The sequence below is a fragment of the Burkholderia sp. JPY481 genome, assembly GCF_038900515.1.
GTDB classification, from domain to species: Bacteria; Pseudomonadota; Gammaproteobacteria; order Burkholderiales; family Burkholderiaceae; genus Paraburkholderia; species Paraburkholderia youngii.
In genome coordinates this window covers 1-468 of the sequence record NZ_JAYMRT010000142.1, presented here as the reverse complement: position 1 = coordinate 468, position 468 = coordinate 1, and the positions used below count along the sequence as shown (strand labels likewise).

At 62.0% G+C, this 468-nt stretch carries 1 protein-coding gene; it reads right to left on the bottom strand.

What is annotated here, in order from left to right; genetic code table 11:
- The coding region (locus VSR82_RS40055; RefSeq protein WP_498858931.1) for an IS66 family transposase at positions 1-468 on the bottom strand (468 nt) is incomplete at both ends.

Sequence of the window (468 nt, the reverse complement as noted above, 5' to 3'; positions counted from 1 at the left end):
ACCTTCCGAAACCAGCTTGCGCTGCGCCACCATCCATTCATGAAGTGCGTCGCACACCGGTTTGGCCCGGCTCTGTCGAAGCCTGCGACGCTCTTCAGCTTCCAGTGTCTGCGCCTCGCGCTCGATGTCGTAAAGCGCAGCGAAGAATGGCAGCGCCAATACGGCGATCTGGCTGCTGTGATTGGCATGCAGATCGAAGAACCTGCGTCTCGCGTGCGCCGCACATCCGATTTCAGTGATTCCCTGCTGGAATCCAGCCTTGTACCCACTGTAGTCGTCGCACACCAGCTTGCCCTGCCAGCCAGCGAGGAACGCGCGGGCATGTTCGCCTGCCCGGCTCCCGGCGAAGTCGTAGACCACGGCGCGCAGCTCACTGTAGTGCGTCGGCGTATACGCCCACAGATACGCGCGATGTGTCTTGCCTTTGCCGGGACCGAGCATCTGTACCGGCGTCTCATCCGCATGCAG